The organism is Paraglaciecola algarum (genome assembly GCF_021532655.1).
Lineage (GTDB): Bacteria > Pseudomonadota > Gammaproteobacteria > Enterobacterales > Alteromonadaceae > Paraglaciecola > Paraglaciecola algarum.
Map to the genome: position 1 here is coordinate 44803 of NZ_JAKGAS010000008.1, position 17742 is coordinate 62544.

15 protein-coding genes are annotated in these 17742 nt (G+C 38.9%); 9 read left to right on the forward strand and 6 right to left on the reverse strand.

What is annotated here, in order from left to right:
* Positions 1-7: 7 nt before the first annotated feature.
* Both pgl and zwf read right to left on the reverse strand, forming a co-directional pair.
* Complete coding sequence (gene pgl, locus L0668_RS14590; RefSeq protein WP_235313447.1) at positions 8-700, reverse strand: 6-phosphogluconolactonase; 693 nt, start codon at positions 698-700, stop codon at positions 8-10.
* Positions 700-2190 carry a glucose-6-phosphate dehydrogenase gene (zwf, locus tag L0668_RS14595; RefSeq protein WP_235313448.1) on the reverse strand — a complete coding sequence of 497 codons (1491 nt, stop codon included), beginning with the start codon at positions 2188-2190 and terminating at the stop codon, positions 700-702. Before zwf ends, pgl begins: the two co-directional genes overlap by 1 nt.
* A gap of 282 nt (positions 2191-2472) precedes the next feature.
* Here zwf and L0668_RS14600 point away from each other — a divergent pair, with 282 nt between their 5' ends.
* Together L0668_RS14600 and pyk are read left to right on the forward strand one after the other, a co-directional pair.
* Complete coding sequence (locus tag L0668_RS14600) at positions 2473-3318, forward strand: MurR/RpiR family transcriptional regulator (protein WP_235313449.1); 846 nt, start codon at positions 2473-2475, stop codon at positions 3316-3318.
* Between the two features lie 253 nt (positions 3319-3571).
* On the forward strand, positions 3572-5005 hold the full coding sequence (gene pyk, locus L0668_RS14605) for a pyruvate kinase (protein WP_235313450.1): 1434 nt from the start codon (positions 3572-3574) through the stop codon (positions 5003-5005).
* Positions 5006-5073: 68 nt separating this feature from the next.
* Here pyk and L0668_RS14610 read toward each other — a convergent pair whose 3' ends face one another.
* Entirely contained in the window at positions 5074-5742 is a 669-nt protein-coding gene (locus tag L0668_RS14610; RefSeq protein WP_235313451.1) for a 2OG-Fe(II) oxygenase, read from the reverse strand.
* A gap of 579 nt (positions 5743-6321) precedes the next feature.
* On the opposite strand from L0668_RS14610, the gene L0668_RS14615 reads away from it, so the two are divergent.
* From L0668_RS14615 to L0668_RS14625, 3 genes are read left to right on the forward strand one after another with little or no spacing between them, the layout of a single operon-like run.
* Entirely contained in the window at positions 6322-7665 is a 1344-nt protein-coding gene (locus L0668_RS14615; protein ID WP_235313452.1) for a TolC family protein, read from the forward strand.
* 1 nt (position 7666) lies between these two features.
* Entirely contained in the window at positions 7667-9016 is a 1350-nt protein-coding gene (locus L0668_RS14620; protein ID WP_235313453.1) for an efflux RND transporter periplasmic adaptor subunit, read from the forward strand.
* Positions 9006-12146: an efflux RND transporter permease subunit gene (locus tag L0668_RS14625; RefSeq protein WP_235313454.1), complete on the forward strand. Its 3141-nt coding sequence runs from the start codon at positions 9006-9008 to the stop codon at positions 12144-12146. Before L0668_RS14620 ends, L0668_RS14625 begins: the two co-directional genes overlap by 11 nt.
* 10 nt (positions 12147-12156) lie before the next feature.
* On the opposite strand, the gene L0668_RS14630 is transcribed toward L0668_RS14625, so the two are convergent.
* A complete protein-coding gene (locus tag L0668_RS14630) occupies positions 12157-12681 on the reverse strand; it encodes a 3'-5' exonuclease (protein ID WP_235313455.1) in 525 nt (174 codons plus the stop codon).
* Between the two features lie 133 nt (positions 12682-12814).
* Complete coding sequence (gene rsmI / locus L0668_RS14635) at positions 12815-13648, reverse strand: 16S rRNA (cytidine(1402)-2'-O)-methyltransferase (protein ID WP_235313456.1); 834 nt, start codon at positions 13646-13648, stop codon at positions 12815-12817.
* Between the two features lie 154 nt (positions 13649-13802).
* Here rsmI and L0668_RS14640 point away from each other — a divergent pair, with 154 nt between their 5' ends.
* The 4 genes from L0668_RS14640 to dolP are packed head-to-tail and all read left to right on the forward strand — an operon-like array spanning position 13803 to position 17213.
* Complete coding sequence (locus L0668_RS14640; protein ID WP_235313457.1) at positions 13803-15638, forward strand: penicillin-binding protein activator; 1836 nt, start codon at positions 13803-13805, stop codon at positions 15636-15638.
* Positions 15625-15996, forward strand: a complete 372-nt coding sequence (locus tag L0668_RS14645) for a YraN family protein (protein WP_235313458.1) — start codon at positions 15625-15627, stop codon at positions 15994-15996. Before L0668_RS14640 ends, L0668_RS14645 begins: the two co-directional genes overlap by 14 nt.
* 32 nt (positions 15997-16028) lie before the next feature.
* Positions 16029-16622 carry a phosphoheptose isomerase gene (locus L0668_RS14650; protein ID WP_235313459.1) on the forward strand — a complete coding sequence of 198 codons (594 nt, stop codon included), beginning with the start codon at positions 16029-16031 and terminating at the stop codon, positions 16620-16622.
* Positions 16623-16634: 12 nt separating this feature from the next.
* Positions 16635-17213, forward strand: a complete 579-nt coding sequence (gene dolP / locus L0668_RS14655) for a division/outer membrane stress-associated lipid-binding lipoprotein (protein ID WP_235313460.1) — start codon at positions 16635-16637, stop codon at positions 17211-17213.
* 116 nt (positions 17214-17329) lie between these two features.
* On the opposite strand, the gene L0668_RS14660 is transcribed toward dolP, so the two are convergent.
* Positions 17330-17734, reverse strand: a complete 405-nt coding sequence (locus L0668_RS14660) for a ClpXP protease specificity-enhancing factor (protein WP_235313461.1) — start codon at positions 17732-17734, stop codon at positions 17330-17332.
* Between the last annotated feature and the right edge of the window lie 8 nt (positions 17735-17742).

Here is a 17742-nt window from a genome sequence, read left to right on the forward strand (position 1 = left end):
ATGTTAATTATGGTGCCCACATTAATTTGACTTCAGCTTGATTAATAACTGCTCGAATAGGCATAGCCATCTCATCATCATCTGACAGCACAGTTTCTAATACCTGCTTTTTATTATCGCCAGTAAGGTGTAGATAGATCTGCTTACTATTCAGTAATGCAGGCAAGGTTAATGACATTCTTTGATTAGGAGCGGTTGTAGGTTGTACCGCAATATATGCGTTACCCGATTCTAAATCTAAGCCTGCCGAAATTTGTTCTGAGCATGGAAATAAAGACGCAGTATGTCCGTCTTCACCCATGCCTAAAATCACCACATCAAATGGGGTGTGCATATTCTGCAAATTAGCCGTACATTCTTGCACTGCATCTTCTGCATTTGCATGCTGGGTCTTCAAAGGGAAAAAATTAGCACTAGCTGCATTATTCACTAATAACTTTGCGCGTAACATTTTTTCGTTAGATGCATCATTTGAATTATCGACCCAACGTTCGTCCGCCAAACTAATGTCAACTTTATCCCATTCTAGGTTAGCTTTAGATAAAGCATCAAAAAGTTCAGCTGGAGTACGGCCGCCAGATACCACTAAACTGGCACGGCCATTTTCTTCAATTCCTGTTCTTAATAACCTAGCAATATTATTAGCAAACGAGCGATTCAGTTGTTTTGTTGAAATAAATTTTTGTTGCATTAATGCCATTATTTTTTTCCTGCGCGACTTTCATACCAAGCTCTATCTTCACGTGCTAATAAAGCAATTGAAGAAACGGGTCCCCATGTACCGGCTTGATACGGCTCAGGTTCTTCATTACTTTGTTCCCAAGCTTCTTTGATGCCATCAACCCACTCCCATGCCGCTTCGACTTCGTCTCGGCGTACAAACAAAGATTGATTACCCATCATCACTTCAAGGATTAACTTTTCATATGCATCAGCAATACGTTCGTCTTTAAAGGTTTCAGAGAAACTCAAGTTCAATTTAGATTTTTGTAAATCCATATGACCACTGCTAGTTAAACCTGGCACTTTATTCATTACGGTTACTTCAACGCCTTCATCAGGCTGCAAACGAATAGTCAGTTTATTGGGTGGTAACTGCGGGAAACTGTCTTTAAACAAGTTATGTGGTTGACGTTTAAAGAATATGTTCACTTCACTGGTTTTGTTAGGTAAACGCTTACCAGTACGTAAGTAAAAAGGTACACCAGCCCAGCGCCAGTTATCTAATTCCACTTTTAAAGCAATAAAGGTTTCTGTTTTACTTTCTTCATTGGCATCGGGCTCTTCTAAATAACCTGGTACTTCTTGTCCTTTGATAAATCCGTCTACATATTGTCCACGAACCGTATTTTGACGCACATTAGACGCATCAATAGGACGCAAAGCCTTTAACACTTTTAGTTTTTCATTACGGATATTAGTGGCGTCTAAGGTAGCCGGTGGCTCCATAGCGATTAGGGTCAATATTTGTAACAAGTGGTTTTGCACCATGTCACGCATTTGTCCTGCTTCATCAAAGTAGCCCCAACGGCCTTCGATGCCAACTGATTCAGCCACACTGATTTGTACGTGATCAATACAGTTATGATCCCAGTTAGTAGCAAATATTGAGTTAGCAAAACGTAATGCCACTAAGTTCAAAACGGTTTCTTTACCGAGGTAGTGGTCTATACGATAAATTTGTCTTTCTTCAAAAAACTCCGCCACTTGGTCATTAATGACTTTAGAAGACGCTAGATCATGACCAATTGGCTTTTCAAGCACCACTCGCATAGATTTATCGATGATTTTCGCAGCTTTTAAACCTCGACAAATATCACCAAAAATAGAAGGTGGCGTAGCAAAGTAACATACCATAGTGCGTTTATGGTCGACATGTGTCTTGAAAGCTTTGTAACTGGCTTCATTTTTCATGTCTACACAAACATAAGTTAAGCGAGCTTCAAATCTGGCCCATGTTTCAGTACATAACTCTTCACCGGAAAATTTTTCAACATTCTCTTTTACAATAGCTAAATACTCTTCTTGGCTATACTCTTGACGAGCCACACCAATAATTTTGGTTTCGGCATGGAGTAAATCAGCTTTCTCAAGTTGATATAACGAAGGTAAAAGTTTACGTCTTGCTAAGTCACCTTTAGTGCCAAACAACACAAAATCACAAGGTTCAAATGAGTTTTCCAAAACCATCTTATTTGCCTACTCTCTAAATTTTAAATTTAATTGTCTGCGCTAATTGCAAATATAGTTACAGATTAGGGCAGCATTATGTTGTCAAATTTACCACAAAATGTAGTAAATTTACAACGTATCACATTTTATTAACCTAAATTCTTACCTTTAAAGCCGTTTCAAGCGGATTTTAGAAAGGATTTTTGTCAAAAAATTACATCTTTAGTACCCTAATGGTTACTGACAATGTTAATGTATCTTCTTAGATTGCCCAATTATAATGAAGTTTTTAGTGTACGTATGAATATTCTAGAAAAAATAACGCAACATGACGCCGCTTTTAGTAAGTCAGAACGTAAAGTTGCAGAAGTAATATTGCATAACCCACAATCTGCGATACACAGCAGCATAGCTACTTTAGCAAAAATGTCTGGTGTGAGCGAGCCAACTGTTAATAGATTTTGTCGACGCTTAGATACTAAAGGTTATCCAGACTTTAAACTACACTTAGCGCAAAGCCTTGCTAACGGTACACCCTACGTTAATAGGCATGTTGAAGAGAATGATGGCCCTGAGGAATATACTAAAAAAATATTCGAATCCACTATGGCTTCTTTAGAGGTTGCTCGCCAATCAGCTGATATTAGTACTATCAATCGAGCAGTAGACCTACTGACTCAAGCTCAAAAAATATCATTTTTTGGCCTTGGCGCTTCTGCTTCAGTTGCCCACGATGCGCTAAATAAATTTTTTAGATTTAATGTACCTGTGGTTTATTTTGAAGACATACTTATGCAACGCATGAGTTGCATGAATTGCACCGAAGATGACGTAGTAGTATTAATTTCCCATACAGGTCGAACAAAAAGCCTAGTTGAAATAGCTCAGATAGCGCGCAGTAATGATGCCACTGTAATGGGTATTACCTCTAAAAATAGCCCACTGGCGAAAGAATGTAACTTAGTTTTATCTCTTGAAGTGCCTGAAGATACCGATATGTACATGCCTATGGCCTCAAGAATTGCCCAGTTAACTTTAATCGATATTTTAGCCACAGGCTTTACTCTCAGGCGAGGTAACAAATTCCGCGAAAATCTAAAACGTGTAAAAGACACATTACGTGGCTCTCGATATGACAAGTCATAAAGTCGAGTTCTTTATACGGCAAAATTATATAAAACACTAATTACAACACTTAATATTATAAGTATTCACTTTCCGACTATTTTCGTAATAAAATTACATTTTTGTTAATTTATAACTAACTGGTTGGTTAGTTGCGATAAAAAGATTAAACTTACTATAATTACATTAAATTACTTTAACTTTAGCTTTACCTTATAAAGAATATTAAAAGTTAAGGTTATCAATACGCCACAACTACAGAGCACCAAAAACTATGTTAAGACGCACAAAAATACTCGCTACATTAGGTCCATCAACGGATACTGTGGAACAAATTGAAGCAATCATCAAAGCTGGTACCAATGTAGTAAGAATGAACTTCTCTCATGGAACGGCCGAAGATCATATTAATCGCGCTAATAAAGTTCGCACTGCAGCTAAAAAATTAGGTAAATATGTAGCAATTTTAGGTGACCTTCAAGGACCTAAAATTCGCGTTGCTAAATTTCAAAATAACTCAATCATCTTAAAAATTGGTGATCACTTCATCCTAGACGCAGACATGGGTCGTGATGAAGGTAATCAACAAGCAGTTGGTATAGATTACAAAGCCTTACCTCAAGATGTAAAGACTGGCGACATTTTGCTGCTTGATGATGGTCGTATTCAATTAAAAGTTACCAGTGTTGAAGGCAATAAGGTTCACACTGAAGTCACTGTGGCTGGAAAATTATCTAATAACAAAGGTATCAACCGCCAAGGTGGTGGTTTATCAGCTGAAGCGTTAACCGAAAAAGACAAAAAAGATATCATCACAGCTGCTGAAATTGGAGTTGATTATTTAGCAGTTTCTTTTCCACGTTCAGGTGCTGATTTAGATTACGCTCGCCAGTTAGCCGAAAAAGCCGGTTGTACTGCAATGATCTGTGCAAAAGTAGAACGAGCCGAAACAGTGGCATCAGATGAAGCGATTGACGATATCATTGAAGCATCAGACGCTGTTATGGTTGCTCGTGGTGATCTAGGTGTTGAAATTGGTGATGCTGAACTAGTTGGCGTGCAGAAAAAACTTATCGCTCGCTCAAGACAACTAAACAAAATTGTTATCACCGCTACCCAAATGATGGAGTCTATGATTACCAGCCCGATGCCCACTCGTGCAGAAGTCATGGACGTGGCAAACGCGGTATTAGATGGAACAGACGCTGTAATGTTGTCTGCTGAAACAGCAGCAGGTGAATTCCCAGTTGAAACTGTTGAAGCTATGTCACGAGTTTGTGAAGGGGCTGAAAAACATCCAACCGTAACCATTTCTAAACATAGAATGGATCAAACGTTCACGACTATCAGTGAAACCATTGCCTTAAGTGCCGTTTATTCAGCTAATCACCTAAAAACAATTAAAGCAGTTGTGGCCTTAACTGAAAGTGGAACAACACCATTGTTAATGTCTCGGATCACAACCTCTTTACCTATTTATGCATTAGCAAGACATGAAAGCACATTAAACAAAATGGCACTATATCGTGGCGTTAAACCTGTGTATTTCGATTCAAGAGATAGCGACCCAGGTCAACTTAAATCAGATGTAGTAACTCTACTATTAGAAAAAGGTCTAGTAGAAAAAGGCGACCAGTTCATCATGACTTACGGTGACGCGATGGAAACAATTGGTGGCACTAACGCCTGTAAGATAGTAGTCGTTTAGTCTCTTTCAAAACGCAAAACCTATACAAAAAACGAGCTTTCATCAGCTCGTTTTTTTATACCTGCATGTTAAAGTGCAGGGTCAACATGATTATGATTACTGTTATTTAACCTAAACCAACCTGCAATACTAAATCTATCCTTGTGACTAACTAATACTTCATGAGGAAAACTATCACTTAAAAAAATCACGCACTGATTAAATACAGGTTTTATTCGAGTTAATATACTTGAGTCCTGTTCTGACGAATACAAAACAAGTTCACCACCAAAGGATTCTTGCCAACTGGGATTCAAATAATACACTGTACTCAAAGCACGATTGCTGCGTCCTTTAAAGGCATCAAGATGCTTTAAATAAAAATCTCCTGGCTGGTAATGCGAAAAATGGCATTCAAAATCAAACAAGCCCATAAATAAACGGCGATTTAAACCTACTCGTACTTGTTCCATAAAATCTAAATATTGTCGCTGAGTTTCTGACTCTTTATTTAGCCATAAACTCCTATCACTACGTACTTTGCTATTTAATTGCTGATCTTGATTTCGGCCTATGCTAGCTGGTTTGAAGTCTGTTTCAGACAAAGTTTGAGCTTGGTGTTGCAATAATTTAGCTAACTCTTCAGATAAAAAGTCCTGCAAAATAACGTAACCAGCGTCAGCTAAGTTATTAGCAATCACATCTAATTTTGACTCTAAAGACTGATTATTGCTGGTACTAGGAGAATTTGAGTTCAATTTGGATCCGCTTCAAATGTAAAATTGCTATAAATAGCATAGTGATTTTAATGCCCGACAAACTACTAAATAACTAAGATGGAGTCTACTTAGATTGGTTCTCATCAAAGGTTAATATCAATCGGCATAAATAATTGGCCTCTCAGCGAGAGTTTAAAAGGACTTAAACAAGGCGCATGACTGATAGCTTTTTATTAAAATCACCTAGTTCTCTTTCGAAGTCATGCAACGCAGAGTAAGCCCTTTTAAAACTAGCCTGAAATGAATGCCCCAGCGGGTTTTGCGCCTATCTTTTTAAAAAGAGCTGGTTCTCACTATTTGAAAGGGAACAACCATTACTACATAGTGACGCCTTAATCAAAATCCGCTGGACGCATTCTGAGCGACTACTTATTCATGCCGATTGGTATAATTCCATAAATGCATTAAGTCATATATTACACAATCTTTACACAGCACATCCCCACTTCAATCCAAAAATCATTATGATCTGCATCATAACAAGTGGCCCTTTTTGATTGATGAATGTGTAAATTATTAACTTTTATTCTATTTCTAGTTTTAAGTAGTTGCAGCTCTTTGATTAACAAGGCAGAACTAGACCAAACTGCAACCGGATCAATTCCAGACAATTGGTTTAATGCTCAGTCACAACCCAAAGCAGCCGATAAATCTTCGGCATTAATTACCATTCCGACCGAGTTACAACAGATTTTAGCCCAAGCTCAGTTAGACAACTTAAGTATTAAAATGGCCGTGGCACGCTTAGATATAGCGCAAACTGTATTACAAATAAATTATGCCAGCCTACTACCTAAAATAGATGCGACTTTAGCCACCCAAAGAAATCAGCAATTGGTCACCGAGCAGAAAAGTCTAAAAACTAGTCATTCGGCTAACTTTAGAGCCAGTTGGGAATTAGATATATGGCGTAAACTGGCGAATAATCAAGCTGCGGCAGAAGCCGAATATTTATCTTCTAAGTTTGAGCTAAATGCTGCTAAACAATCCATATTTTCTCAAATTTTAACACGCTACTTAGACATACAAGAAACCCAAGAGTTAATTTATTGGTCAAAGCAAAACCTAACCAGCCAACAAAGAAGGGTTAATATTACCGCTCAACGATTAGACTCAGGGCTTAGTAACAGCCAGGATTATCGTTTAGCCTTAAATAGTTTGTATAGCATTCAAGCTACCCTTAGCCAACAGAAATTAAGCCTACATCAAGCTCAACAGCGCTTTAACTTATTGTTAGGCCGTTATCCAAGTACCCCCATAGACCCGATTCAAGCCGAGATAAAATTACCATCAGTTATAAAGTTAATATCACCGCAACAAGTATTACGCCAAAGGCCTGACTTAGTCTCCTCGGAATATTCTTTGTTAAGTGCCCACTACCGCACAGTAGAAGCACATAAAGGCTACTTACCTGACATAAAATTAGGCGCTAGTTTTCGCGCTACCCGAGAGGACTTTAGCCAACTATTCGATTGGAAATATTGGTTAGCCAATTTAACCGCGGATTTAGTCCAACCCATTTTTAATAGTGGCGCTATCAGTGCAAAAATGGCCCAACAAAAAGCTCGACAAGATTTAACCCTAGCCCAGTATCAACAAACCTTACTTTCTGCTTGGCAAGAAATTGAACAAGCTTTATTTGCAGAACAAGAATTAAGAATTCGTTTTAGCGCTTTAGAACAAGCATACGAACAAATTGCCGCAGCGGAACAACGCACTATTATCAATTATCAAAATGGTTTAGCCAGCAGCTTTGAATTACTTAATTTACAAACTAGGCGCATCAACGCCAAAGTCAACTTAATACGTAGCCGTTTTGCAATATTAAGCAATAGAATAAACCTTATTTTAGCTCTGGGTGAACCTTTTCCTGCCACTAGCCTTACCAGTGAGACTTCCTAATATGCCTGTAAATACCGCTACTCATGATGTAGTTTCACATCAGTTATTCTATCGAAAACTAATCAAATGGTTTGTAGTACCTAGCGTATTATTGTTGCTCAGTTGGCTTATAGTTAACTGGTTAGATGCGAATAAACCTCAGCCAACAGAGCGCCCAACACGAGTCAAAAACTTTAAAGTATTCGTGCATAGAAGCGAACAAATTACCACGCCATTAGTGGGTTATAGCCAAGGGCAATTATTGCCCAGGCAGGACTTAGAATTACGCACTGAAATCACCGGGAAAATAGACCAACTGTCTGACAATTTAGTCAATGGGGGCAAGGTACAAAAAGGTGAACTACTAGTACAAATCGATCAAAGTGACTATCAATTACAGGTCATTCAAAGGCAATCAAAAGTGGCACAGGCAGAACAACAATTAGCCACAGTCAAAGCCCAAACCCAAGCTGCGCAACAAGAACTTGCTGACCTAGGCAGAAAAAACCCATCAGAATTGGCCTTAGGTTTACCTCAACTAAAACAAGCTGAAGCCGCTTTAAAAGCAGCCCAAGCAGATTTATCTATTGCAGAATTAGCCTTAAGTAGAACGCAAATATTGGCGCCATTTAACGGCCGCATTGAACAAGAGTCATTAACCAGAGGTCAGTATCTAAACCGCGGAGGCTTAGTTGCCAAATTACATGCAAACGATGTCATGGAGGTTAGGTTAGCCATGAGCTCGGAACAATTTAGCCAAATCAGTTTGCCTCTGGATTATTATACCTCCTATGAACATTCTGAATTCACGGTCAAATTAAGCTCGCAAATTGGACGTAATAATTATTCATGGGATGCCAAAATAGTGCGAGTTGAAGCAGCTATTGATAGTCAAACTCGAAGTATCTACGCTGTAGCAGAAGTACATACGACTATTGATGAAAAACAACCTCTACTGAAAGGCTTATTTGTAAACGCTGAAATAACCGGCCGGCAAGCTAGTCAGGTGTCAATATTACCTAAAGCCGCATTACGTAGTAATGAGCAACTGTGGATTGCAGATAGCAATAATCAACTACAAGTATTAACCGCCGACATTGTGCAACGCACGCCCGACACCATAATAGTGAAAAACCTACCCAATAATAGTTTGGTCATCACTTCAGCTTTGGCTATTCCCACCCCTGGTATGCCATTACAACCTTTAACCACAGAAGGTGAATTTGCCCGTAAAAAAATCAAACCGAAAAATCAAACAAAACAATTAGAAAAAAATAAACTCAAAGGCAAAAAAGAAAACAAAAAGGTTAAAAGAGACAATGGCAAGTCACAAGCTAAATTAGCGCGCTTGGGGCACACTAATGCAAAATAATTCAATTTTAGCTTGGTGGATCCGTAATCCAATAGCGGCCAATTTGTCCATGATTATTTTAATCGTGGCCGGTTCCATGAGTTATTTATTCAGTATAGAAAAAGAACCCTTCCCCACTGTTCGCTTACCCATAATGGATGTACGAATGACCTGGCGTGGAGCCAGCCCAAGAGATATTGAAGACCAAATAATAGTGCGCTTCGAAGAAGCTGTAAAAAACGTGGAAGGCATAAAATATATTGTCTCAAATGCTTTTGAGGGTCGTGCCCAAATTACTATTACAGGTGAGGAAAGAGTCGATCGACGCAAATTTTCTGATGATATACGAGAAAAAATAAACTCAGTAAATGGATTGCCCAATGATGCTGATAGGCCAGTAGTAACTGAGCGAGTCAAGCGAGATCAAATGATCAGAATTGCCTTACATGGAAACATTGACGAGCTTATGTTGAATAAGTTAGCTCAAGAAATACGTCGAGAAGTAGCGGCATTACCACTTATTACCAATGTCGATATAAGTGGCGACATCAGCGAAGAAATATCCATACAAGTCACCGAACAAAAACTTCGTCAATATGGATTGTCATTTAGTGAAATTGAAGCTGCGGTGCGCAGTAACTCAATTAACAGTTCTGCTGGTAGCGTATATGGCGAAACCGAAACATTTAGGCTCAACGTACGTAATCGAGCGGAAAAACAAGTTGATTTTGAAAAGATAATTTTACGTCACTCACCTGACGGCGCTGTACTGCGCCTTGGAGACGTCGCCACTGTTTATGATGGTTTAGCCGCCAGTAAACGTTATTCATCTTTTGATGGTGAAAGTGCGCTGTTAATTGACATATACAATGGCGATTATATGAATATTCCTGTGATGTCTGCCAATGTCCGAGAGTACATAGAAAACAAAATACACCGCTTGCCTGAAGGCGTGTATTTAACGATTTGGGAAGATTGGAACCATGCCTATCAAAGCCGTCTAGAAACCATATTTAACAATGCTACCAGTGGTCTAATTTTGGTTTTTATCTTGCTATTACTATTTTTACAACCACGCATTGCCTTATGGGTATCAATAGGCATAGGCACAGCTTTCGCTGCCGCGTTTTGGCTGCTACCTACATTTTCAGTGTCTTTAAATATGCTGTCTTTATTTGCCTTCATGATGGTCATAGGCATAGTGGTAGACGATGCCATTGTCATTGGCGAAAGCATACATAGACAACATGAACTGGGTCATCACGGCGCTAACGCTGCACTACTTGGAGTACAAGCAGTGGCTAAACCTGTGGTTTTTGGCGTACTCACCACAATAGTGGTGTTTATGCCAATGGCCTTTTTACCAGGCAGTACTGCAGAGTTTACCCGTACCATAGCCATAGTGGTGATGCTGGCTTTATGCTTTTCACTCTTTGAAGCCTTGTTTATTTTGCCTTCTCATTTACGTCACTTACCCGACGATGATCCTGACAATGAGCCCAGTAAGTTAGACAAAATTCAGAAAAAGTTTGCCGACTTTTTAACTTGGATTGGCGAACAGATATATGGTCCATTTATCGACTTTTTACTCAGTTGGCGATACGCAGTGGTGGTCAGCTTTATTTTAGTATTTTGCCTGTCAGTCAAATTGTTAAATGACAATTTTGTACTGCAATCTTTCGAACCTAAAATTGAAGCAGATACTATAAGGTTAAACGTCACCTTGCCAGAAAATGTATCTTTTGAACGCATGAATCAAGTACTCAGTCAAATGAATGTGGGACAAGACAAACTCACAAAGCATGTTGCCAACTTAAGTGTTAATGGCGATGGCGCGTTTATCGCCCATCACTATAGTCGAATTTCCGGCTACCGAATCACCAGTTATTTAAAATTAGTACCTTATGCCCAAAGGATCATCGACACTGAAACCGCCACTAATTTACTCACTGAATTTATTGGTGAAATACCTGATGCCGAAGAAATAGAATTTAAAGCGACCTTAAATGAAAGAGATCCTAAAGTGGCTTTCATGATGCAAAGTAATAATTTAGATGCCATGACATTGGCCGTCAAAGAGCTAAAAGATCACTTAGCTGAATATGATGATGTTTATTTAGTCAGAGATAGCTTAGCTCGGGGCAGCAAAGAGATTATGTTCTCAATGAAGCCAGGAGCAGAAAACCTAGGCGTGAGTTTAAAAGACATTAGCAATCAGGTTAAACAAGCTTTTTACGGACAAGAAGTACAAAGGTTACCTCGTGAAGGGGGAGATTCTCGAGTTAAAGTCCATTATTCTCGACCTGAACGAGAAAACCTAGATTCCTTGTATTCACTTAAAATCCGTACACGCAATAAAAAAGAAATTCCGCTGACTAATTTAGTCGATATCGAGTTAAAACCTGGAATCAGCAGAATTCAAAGGCGGGATGGTATGAAAGTAGCTTGGGTTTACGCCGATTATTCCGGCAATAACCTAAACGCTTTACGAGATAAAATTAAGCTAGACTTTTTAAGCGAGTGGTCAAAACGCCATCCAGAAGTCAACATGGATAGAAAAGGCCGCTCACGTAACCAAGATGAATTTATGCAAAAAGTTTATCACTACGAAGGTTTGGCTTTGTTTATTGCCTATGTATTAATGGCTGTCGCATTTAAATCTTACAGCCAGCCGTTACTCATTATGTCAGCCATACCCTTTGCCTATACTGGATCAATTTTTGGTCACCTAAGTCATAATGTCTATTTTGGCGCATTTTCAATGTTGGGTATACTAGCTGCTGCAGGCGTGGTAGTGAATGACAATTTAGTGTTAGTCGATTGCCTAAACAACTTACGGGCTCAGGGTAAAAGTACACTCAATGCAGTTCGAGAAGCCTGTCGTTCCCGCTTTCGCGCTATCACCTTAACCTCCCTGACTACTTTTGTTGGCTTAATCCCTATGTTGTCTGGTGACACTGAGCAGGCGAAATTCCTTGTTCCTATGGTAGTTTCCTTAGCCTACGGTGTAATATTCGCCACCTTGACTACTCTTATTTTTACTCCCTGCTTGTATCTAATTGGAGTAGACTTTAATAGGGGATTGAGCAGGGCTTTACAGGTTTGGAAAGATTTGGACAAACCACAAACTTCAAAAGACCAGAGCCTTTAAATATCAGCTCCTAGCCCTGTGCTTCAAGTATTGGTGGAAAAATCATTTGTTGAGTGGTCACAAAGGTACTTTGAATTAACGCAGCGTCACTACTTGCTCTGTGACGTTTAAGATTCATTTTTTTACACACTTCATCTTTCGTCACATGCCAAACAGCCATTTGCTCTTCTTTGAGGATCATTTCTAAAGGGCTCAGAGTGAAGTTCATAGCCACTCTTGCGTCACTAAATAACTTAATCATCCAAGTTTGATCCACTACCCAGCCGTCAGAATAAACTATTTGATTGGATAAAAATTGATTTAATTCTTGGCAAATTTGTACAATTGGCACACCTTTATCTAACAGCACCTGCCGGCTAATTCCGTGTAAGTCTTCAGCTTGTTTATCCCAATGCTGCCAATCTGTGTGGGGTTTGACTAATTTACAAAACTTTTCACCAGATTGATTGATCACTCCCACTTCAATAGGATAACTTGCCACGCCAAAACCACTAGCTTCGACATCAATAATACTTGGTGTAAAAAGTTTTTTCATATCATTACAAACTCACTTCCAATAATTAATTTAGTCCAATTAAAATCCAGCTTAACAAATTCGACAATAATAAACAGGTAATTCCCCCTATCTACTATTTCCTTTTTAAAAATCACTAACTTGTTAATAATTATTACAATTCTAGTCCAATTTGGTACAAATGGTTTTTCTTTAAGGAATATTGTTCAGCGGTAATGGCTGCGGCTTTTTTCAAAGGTAATTCTTTCATTAAGGATGTGAGTAACTTTAAGGCTTCTGGTGAAACTTGAGTTTGATCATTTTTTTCTCCGGCGATCATTAATACAAACTCCCCTCTTTGATGGTTTGCATCTTCCTCTAACCAGCTAACACATGAACCAGCGCTGCCAGAATAAAAAGTTTCAAAGGTTTTAGTTAATTCTTTGGCCAACACCATTTGTCGCTGCTCTCCCAGCACCTCTACAATTAACTTTACCGTATCCAATACTCGCCTAGGTGATTCATAAAAAACACTGGTACAAGTTTCAGCTTTCAACTTTTCTAATGCTTGTTGCCGAGCCAAGGCTTTTACCGGTAAAAAGCCTTCAAACCTAAATCTATCAGTAGCTAAACCCGCTCCACTTAAAGCTGTAATAGCAGCACAAGCTCCAGGTAGCGGAATAACATTTACCCCTGCTTCACGACATTGACTGACAAGTCCGTAACCTGGATCACTAATAAGTGGTGTGCCCGCATCAGAAATTAATGCAATATTTTCGCCCAACTTAAGTTTTTCAATAAGTTGTTTTGCTCTTTGACTTTCATTATGATCGTGCAAAGAAATTAAGCGTGTGCCAATCGCATAATGTTGCATTAATTTTTGACTATGCCGCGTATCTTCCGCTGCAATTAGGTTAACCTCAGCCAAGACTGTCAAAGCCCTATGGGTGATATCTGCCAAATTACCGATTGGCGTAGGCACAATAAAAAGCGTACCAGTTTCGTTCAATTTAATTCTCCGTAAGCTAAGGTCTGTTTATCTTAATATCGCCGACTAACCTAGATATTTATTCCCGATACTATAAACTATTACGCAGTGAAATTTTTGAGTATCAACCATGAGTATGAGAGTTTTTTTAGGGTGTACAATCAGTATTTTTGTAATGCTGTCATGTACAAATAAACCTACTCAAATTAGCAAAGTTAAAACGGAACAACCAGTAGTTAATCAAACTAAAACCTTCGAGGACAGTCGGTATTATCTAGATTTAGCGCAAACTTCGTTCACAGCCAATCAAGATACGTTTCAGCGCAACCAGTTATTACTCAAAGCTGCCCAGATGTTTCAAACTGAACAACAGTATTCCCAAAGTATTAAATTGATCCAAGTATTATTGCCAGAGCTGCAAGATAAACAACAATTAAGTCAGGCTTATTTAGACATGGCTGAAAGCTATTTGGCTATTTCTGACAAAAACATATCTGTAGTTGCCAAAATTTTACAACATGTGGATGCCCAACTAGTCGATTCGAATCAATTATCCTTATTACAGTACAAAGTACTAGTTAACCAAAAAAGCTGGTTAAGCGCAGCTGACATACTGTTAAATACCCAGTTAAGCCCTGAGCAAAAAAGTCAAAATATTTGGCAAGCCATTTCACATTTATCCACTAAAGAATTAGAGGAAGCTCGTTGGCAAAACCCTACACTTTTACCTTGGATTCAATTAACTTTAATCACTCGGCATTATGCTTTGACACCTACAGAGCTAAGCAAACAGGTGGTGGCTTGGACATCTGCTAATGTAGGACACCCGCTGCAAGAAAATTTACCCTTGAACTTAATCCAAGCATTAGAGCAGAAACCCATTGTAGCTAAACGAATAGCAGTATTACTGCCACTTTCTGGGCGTTTAGCAAGCCAAGGAAAAGTATTAAAAGATGGCTTTTTAACAGCTTATCTAAATCAGAAAACCAATAACACTGAAGTACAGTTTATCGATTCTGCATTAAAAACAGCGCCAGAATTAAATGAATTAGTCACAGATTACGACGTAGTGGTTGGCCCATTAATAAAAGAAAAAATTCAAGCCTTAAGTGAAATTCTACCAGCTGAAAAAATACTCCTAGCGTTAAACCGCGTGGACACATTAAATCAAGTGGGCACATTAAATGTAGAACAAGTCGAGAGTTTATCGCAACCCAGCCCGACAGGTGATAACAAAGAGCATTATTACTTTTCTTTGGCTCCAGAAGACGAAGCTCAGCAGTTAGCTAGGTTAATTCATAAAAAGCAGTTATCTAGACCTATACTTTTTGCAGATGATAATAGTATAACCAAGCGAATGGCCCAAGCCTTTATCCAAGAATGGCACAAAGTTCCAACAGCCAATAAACCAGAACTGACAATTTTTAAAGATATAAAAGAAATGCGCACCAGCGTAGCAGCCATGTTGGATGTAGAACAAAGCAAAGCTAGAATTCGTCAAATTGAACGATTAGCCAATGTTGAAGTAATTGGTAAAGAGAGAAATCGCAGAGACATTGACGCCATAGTGCTATTTGCTAACCCGGAACAGACGGGGTTGCTTAATCCAATAATAGAAGCAAGTTTAAGCTCATTTGCAGAAGTTTCCTTGTCGGTTTTCGCCACCTCACGAAGTTATAGTCAAAATCAAACCACAGGCAGTCTGCGAGACTTACGTAATTTAACCTTTAGCGATATGCCTTGGTTACTACCTGACCACCCATGGCAAGATTTACAAAACCAAACCACTCTGCTTTGGCCACAAAGGCAAGATTCGTTAGCCCGCTTATTTGCTATGGGTTACGATTCTTACAATTTAATTCCCCACTTACGCCAAATGAAAAACTTACCACAAGTGACGAAACAAGGCTTAACCGGACAAGTAAACTTAGAACAATCTGGTATTATTCGCAGACATTTACCCATGGCAAAAATTAGCATGGAAAAGGTCACCTTACTTGAAATGGATTAAACAAGCCCTTTCACCACTGATTGGTAACGAGGCAGAGCAATTTGCTCGTCGGTTTCTAGAAGATCAAGGCTTAAAATTTGTATGCCAAAACTATCGCTGTCGAAGTGGTGAAATTGATTTAATCATGCAAGATCAACAAGAATTAGTTTTTGTTGAAGTAAAATACCGTAGTAGTCAATCCCATGGCAGTGCAATTGAATATTTTCATAGTCACAAGCAGCGAAAATTCATCTCAGCGGTAATGTTTTACCTGCAAGATAATGGTTTAAACCCAAACGTTATTCCTCACAGGATCGACTTAGTAGGGATTGATAAACACAAAGAACACAACAAAGTAAATTGGTTAAAAAGTGTGTAACCAAAGTACCCAATATTATTCCGAGGATATTCATGTTAGATCAGATTAAGGCTAATTTTACTGAAAGCATTCAGACCAAAATTGCTGCTATAGAGCTATTACCTGAGCCTATTTCTAACGCCACATTAATGATGGTAAATGCCTTGATTAATGGCAACAAGATTTTGTGTTGCGGAAATGGGGGCTCAGCAGTCAGTGCCCAACATTTCTCTTCACTATTACTTAATAAGTTTGAACGGGATAGACCTAGCCTACCGTCCATTACCCTTACAGCTGATGGAGCCACCTTGTCTTCCATAGCTAATGATTTTGACTTTGAGCAAGTTTACTCAAAACAAATTAGAGCCTTAGGTCAGGCTGGTGACATACTATTTGTTATTTCTACCAGCGGCGACTCACAAAACGTAATTAGAGCTATGGAGGCAGCATTAAGTCGAGACATGACCATTGTGGCATTAACTGGTAAAGATGGCGGTAAAATGGCCGGTTTAGTAGGCCCTAACGACGTTGAAATTAGAGTCCCCTCAAATCGTACTGCACGTATTCAAGAAGTACATTATTTGGTGGTACATAGCCTTTGTGATGGAATTGACAATTGTTTGTTCCCAGAAAATATTCAGGATTAGGATTAAAAGTTGATGAAGATAAAAAATACTACACTTGCGCTCACTATATCTAGTGCACTTTTATTGCAAGGTTGCGCAGGGTTAATTGTAGGAGCTGGAATGGGTGCAGTAGCCGTTGCTCACGATAATCGTACTATTGGTACACAACTAGATGATAAAACTACAGGCAGTAAGATTGCTACAGTTTTAGGCACAGACGAAGCTATAAAAAACCAAACAAATATTACCGTGCAAGTATTTAATGGAACCGTATTACTGGTAGGTCAAGCGCCTACGCAAAACCTAATCCAACATGCTGGAAAGTTAGCCGCTTCAGTAAAAAATATTAAAAAAATACATAACCAAATCCGCCTAGGCGCACCAATCCCACCCAGCGTTGTGGCTCACGATTTATGGTTGTCATCAAAAATAAAAACCAAACTAATCGCTGATAAGCGTATTGATGGCCTAAACATTGAGATAGAAATTGAAAATGGTGAAGTGTTTTTAATGGGCTTAATCACCGCTCATGAAGCCGCTATTGCTGTAGAAGTCACACGTCATATAGAAGGCGTTAAACAGGTTATTAAAGCCTTTGAGTACTTGGACTAAATACTCATAGCCATAAAAAAAGCGCCATTCGGCGCTTTTCAAATTCTACTAATAACTATTTACCTATTTATAACCCGCTTACTTATCTAACAGTTTACTGTGGTTTATTGGTTCGCTTATTTAACGACAGTTAAAGTGGGTCGACCCTTTTTAGGTTTAGTTGGAGTTGATTCAGCCGGTACAGAATCTTCTGCATCAGAAGGCTCCATATTATCTTCAACCGTAAACACTGTGCCTGCACCGTTTTCTTTAGCATAAATAGCTAACACACTAGGACATGGAATAACCAAACTACGAGCTACACCACCAAACCTAGCTTCAAACATAATGTAATCCAAACCTAACTGCATTTTTCCAGTAGAAGAAGGAGAAACGTTCAACACTATTTGCCCGTCTCGAACAAACTCTTGGGGCACTTGTGCTTCAGGGTAATGCGCGTCAACAACAATGTATGGAGTGAGATCGTTATCCACAATCCACTCATAAAATGCTCTTAACAAATAAGGTTGGTTAGGTGTCATAAGTCATC

Bases quoted from the DNA above. Each gene is read 5' to 3' on its own strand.
- pgl (WP_235313447.1), bottom strand. From the start codon at position 700: ATGGCATTAATGCAACAAAAATTTATTTCAACAAAACAACTGAATCGC.
- zwf (WP_235313448.1), bottom strand. From the start codon at position 2,190: ATGGTTTTGGAAAACTCATTTGAACCTTGTGATTTTGTGTTGTTTGGC.
- L0668_RS14600 (WP_235313449.1), top strand. From the start codon at position 2,473: ATGAATATTCTAGAAAAAATAACGCAACATGACGCCGCTTTTAGTAAG.
- pyk (WP_235313450.1), top strand. From the start codon at position 3,572: ATGTTAAGACGCACAAAAATACTCGCTACATTAGGTCCATCAACGGAT.
- L0668_RS14620 (WP_235313453.1), top strand. From the start codon at position 7,667: ATGCCTGTAAATACCGCTACTCATGATGTAGTTTCACATCAGTTATTC.
- L0668_RS14625 (WP_235313454.1), top strand. From the start codon at position 9,006: ATGCAAAATAATTCAATTTTAGCTTGGTGGATCCGTAATCCAATAGCG.
- L0668_RS14630 (WP_235313455.1), bottom strand. From the start codon at position 12,681: ATGAAAAAACTTTTTACACCAAGTATTATTGATGTCGAAGCTAGTGGT.
- L0668_RS14640 (WP_235313457.1), top strand. From the start codon at position 13,803: ATGCTGTCATGTACAAATAAACCTACTCAAATTAGCAAAGTTAAAACG.
- L0668_RS14650 (WP_235313459.1), top strand. From the start codon at position 16,029: ATGTTAGATCAGATTAAGGCTAATTTTACTGAAAGCATTCAGACCAAA.
- dolP (WP_235313460.1), top strand. From the start codon at position 16,635: ATGAAGATAAAAAATACTACACTTGCGCTCACTATATCTAGTGCACTT.
- L0668_RS14660 (WP_235313461.1), bottom strand. From the start codon at position 17,734: ATGACACCTAACCAACCTTATTTGTTAAGAGCATTTTATGAGTGGATT.